This window comes from Fulvivirga kasyanovii, from assembly GCF_009711405.1.
GTDB classification, from domain to species: Bacteria; Bacteroidota; Bacteroidia; order Cytophagales; family Cyclobacteriaceae; genus Fulvivirga; species Fulvivirga kasyanovii.
In genome coordinates, this window is record NZ_SMLW01000229.1 from 1 (window position 1) to 2,638 (window position 2,638).

Annotated in this window: 4 protein-coding genes; all 4 read right to left on the reverse strand. The window is 44.2% G+C overall.

Going from position 1 to position 2,638, the window contains the following annotated elements; all coding sequences use genetic code 11:
* Positions 1-266 precede the first annotated feature (266 nt).
* From E1163_RS01110 to E1163_RS01125, 4 genes are read right to left on the reverse strand one after another with little or no spacing between them, the layout of a single operon-like run.
* Complete coding sequence (locus E1163_RS01110; RefSeq protein ID WP_155168684.1) at positions 267-674, reverse strand: GNAT family N-acetyltransferase; 408 nt, start codon at positions 672-674, stop codon at positions 267-269.
* Between the two features lie 41 nt (positions 675-715).
* Positions 716-1,459, reverse strand: a complete 744-nt coding sequence (locus E1163_RS01115) for a phosphodiester glycosidase family protein (protein WP_155168685.1) — start codon at positions 1,457-1,459, stop codon at positions 716-718.
* 23 nt (positions 1,460-1,482) lie between these two features.
* On the reverse strand, positions 1,483-2,070 hold the full coding sequence (locus E1163_RS01120) for a pseudouridine synthase (protein ID WP_155168686.1): 588 nt from the start codon (positions 2,068-2,070) through the stop codon (positions 1,483-1,485).
* A gap of 36 nt (positions 2,071-2,106) precedes the next feature.
* On the reverse strand, positions 2,107-2,559 hold the full coding sequence (locus E1163_RS01125) for a hypothetical protein (protein ID WP_155168687.1): 453 nt from the start codon (positions 2,557-2,559) through the stop codon (positions 2,107-2,109).
* Between the last annotated feature and the right edge of the window lie 79 nt (positions 2,560-2,638).

Sequence of the window (2,638 nt, forward strand, 5' to 3'; positions counted from 1 at the left end):
TATTTCTACTACACTACTATCCCCTTGAGGTTAATGCCGCGTAGCGAAGATTTAGAATTCTCTGAATAAGTGTGCTGCAGAAGGTTTGGGCACTGCCCCGGATCGCGGGGATCCCTGATATTTTCATTGAATATCTGTATAAATCACGCTCATATACGAAAATTCAGGGATGACGGGGTACATCAGATACAGGGGTACAGATACATACACGCTAAAATGCCGTGGGGTATCTGCTGCGGAAATCGGGGTTCTGTAACATTACAATGCTAATGTTCATCCCCGTGGTAGATCCACATAGGCTCGGTGGCTCCGGCTCTTTCAAATCCTACTTTTTTATAGAAATCAATGGCTTTTCCGTCGGCGGTAAGCATTTGCATATGGAAGCCTCCATATATCTCCTGCATTTTGGCCATGATCATCTGCCCAATGCCCTGGCCCTGGTAATCGGGGTGTACCAGCAGGTGCGGGTAATAAACTACGAGGTGACCATCAGAGATTGCATTTCCAATGCCGACCAGTTTGTCATTGCTCCAGGCCGATATCAAAGAGTGAGAGTTTGTGAGGGCCTTGTATAGTTCGTCCGGTTTCTCTGCGGAACTCCATTTATTGGCTTTGTAGATTTCCAGTATATCTCTGGGGGCAATGTCTCTTCTGTCTGAAATTATAATTTCCATAATTAATTTTTTTTCAACAAATTCAAATGTGTCGACGTGGGTTATTCTGTTTTAGATTTTGTTTCCGCTATAATCACCCCAAAGGTTCCGTCTAGCTGCTCTATGTTTTTAGTGGGCAGGTATATTCTCGAAACAAAGCCATCGAGGTAAAGCGCATTTTTACACCCCTTTTGTTTGAAAAATGAAGCAAAGTCGAAGAAATTAACTTTGTCTCTGGAGATGGCAAACAGCGCATTTCCATTAGGAAGTATCCCAACACCATTTCTAATATGGACATTCTGAGACCCTTTAATGAATTTGGGGTGAATCTCTCCATCGATGAGCAGCATGGGGCCTGATTGGGTGGCATAGCTTATGTTTTGGCTGATGTCAAAAGACCGGGAGAGGCTAACCATGGCTTTGTGGTCATGCGTGATGTAGAATACTCCGTTGGGTTGAAGGTAAAAGTTGCCGTATCCGTTTTGAAGCGTATCGAGGGGTGACAGGAGTTGTCCATTTTCGATATACAACCCTTGTGGTGACAGGTCTTTGTTATACATACCACCATTCATGGCGAATACCAGTGCTTTGCCATCATTTTCCAGACTTGCTTTGAGGTTTCGGAAGTTTTGATAATTAATGCCATCCTCATCTTTCCAGTAAAATTTCAGGTGCTGATGGGCAGGGTCAATCTCATAGCTGATAAACCTGGATTCATCAACCAGCTTTCCTGCTTTTTTTGTCAGGAGAAAACTCGTGGATAATAGAAAGGCAAGGGGAATAACCAGAAGCCATAATTTATTCATACCCATAATATTAATGAATTTTACTACACTGCGTCCATTTCAAAGCCATCTACTTCCATAGCTTGCCCCGGTTCCAGCCTATCCAGGGTAATAGCTCCAATGCGCACCCGGACCAGCCTTAAGGTAGGGAAGCCCACGGCTGCGGTCATTTTACGTACCTGCCTGAATTTTCCTTCGGTCAGCGTTATGGATAGCCAACTGGTGGGGCCGTGCCTTTCGTCCCTTATTTTTTTAGCCCGTGGGGGGAAGTCCGGGGGTAGATCGAGGCGAAAGGCTTTGCAGGGCAAGGTGGTATAGGCGTTGCTTCCCGTGCCTATTTCTATCCCGGTTTTTAATTGCTCTACGGCCTCATCTGTTATTTCGCCATCAAGCTGGGCGTAGTATTCCTTTTCTATTTCTTTACTTCGCACCTGCTCGCTTACCTTACCATCTGTAGTTACCAATAGCAAACCCTCCGAACTTTCATCCAGCCGGCCGATAGCCATGGCGCCCTCGGGGAAATCATAAAGGTCTCCAAGCATTTTCTTGTTCCTCTGCTTGTTTTGGTTGCTGACAAACTGCGACAAATAACCAAAGGGTTTGTAAATGATAAAGTGGTGGTGTTTGATCATATGATTTACGAACGGGGGAGTACCCGTTTATTACCGCTAAATATCAGTCGCTTGTGTTTCAGGGATGATTGGATCTTTCCTGTGGTTTTCTGCCATTTCTATGCCTGCCTTGAGCATCCCGATAAGCCCCACGCCAAAAACTATAATTCCGGATGAGATTTCCTGGAGGTGTTCATCGGTGGCAAGTAGGAGGGAGTACAAGCCAAATAAAACAACAATGACAATCAGAGAAAACAGGTAGATCAGGAATGCTCTGGCATACTTTGGGTTCTCCCATACTTTTTTAGCAAGTTTATGCTGCACTTTTTTGGTGTCCTGTAGTGTAGACAGACTGATCCCTAAACCCAAAAAGACCAGTACTTTGTTGAAGTCGTCCCAGAAGGTGTCTAACTCAAATATGAGAGGTTTATAGGCATAATAGACACCTATGATAATGAATGGATACTGAACATAGCTGAGGTAATGGAAAATGCTTTTTGCTGCTTTCATTATAACTTGGGGATGAAGTATGGGGCAATATATACTCTGGCCGGTTCAAATTCAATAATTTACAGGGAGTTATATCAGT

Excerpts from the sequence above, each read along its gene's own strand:
- E1163_RS01110 (WP_155168684.1), bottom strand. The coding sequence starts at position 674 with ATGGAAATTATAATTTCAGACAGAAGAGACATTGCCCCCAGAGATATA.
- E1163_RS01115 (WP_155168685.1), bottom strand. The coding sequence starts at position 1,459 with ATGAATAAATTATGGCTTCTGGTTATTCCCCTTGCCTTTCTATTATCC.
- E1163_RS01120 (WP_155168686.1), bottom strand. The coding sequence starts at position 2,070 with ATGATCAAACACCACCACTTTATCATTTACAAACCCTTTGGTTATTTG.
- E1163_RS01125 (WP_155168687.1), bottom strand. The coding sequence starts at position 2,559 with ATGAAAGCAGCAAAAAGCATTTTCCATTACCTCAGCTATGTTCAGTAT.